The sequence below is a fragment of the Vibrio sp. Y176 genome, from assembly GCF_033438945.1.
On sequence record NZ_JAWOQS010000900.1, the window covers coordinates 1 to 574 of the forward strand.

Consider the following 574-nt stretch of genomic DNA (forward strand, 5'->3'; position numbering starts at 1 on the left):
GATTTCCAAATCCTCTTGAAAGAAGAAAACCGTCCATATCGTTTGCTTCCTCAATTAGATTTGAACTACTACACGCCGTTGTGGGGTGATCACCTTAACTTCGACGTAAAAAGCCAAGTCAGCCGTTTTGACACTAGTGATACCGCGCGACCAACCGCGTCTCGCGTTCACATAGAGCCGGGACTAACCATGCCGCTGTCAAACTCTTGGGCCACTTGGACAACGGAAGCGCGCGTACTTTCCACTTACTACTCTCAAGACCTTACTGGCTTGACAGACGTGGACTTGAAAAACCAGCTTGATGAACAAGTTTCTCGTGTTATTCCTGAGTTTCGTACCCATGCTCAGATTTACTTAGAGCGTGACACCAGTTGGATCAAAGGCTACACACAAACGCTAGAACCACAGCTTCAGTACCTTTACGTACCAGAAGAAGATCAAACCAACATCTACAACTACGATACAACGCTGCTGCAAACTGACTACTACGGTCTATTCCGCAGTCGTAAGTACAGTGGTATTGATAAAATCGCATCGGCTAACCAGCTGAGCTACGGTGCAAGTACGCGCTTCT

Annotated in this window: 1 protein-coding gene; it reads left to right on the forward strand. The window is 47.0% G+C overall.

Annotated elements, in window-relative coordinates; genetic code table 11:
- Positions 1–574: LPS assembly protein LptD (gene lptD / locus R7O13_RS29305; protein WP_318305516.1), on the forward strand; the 574-nt coding region annotated here is incomplete at both ends.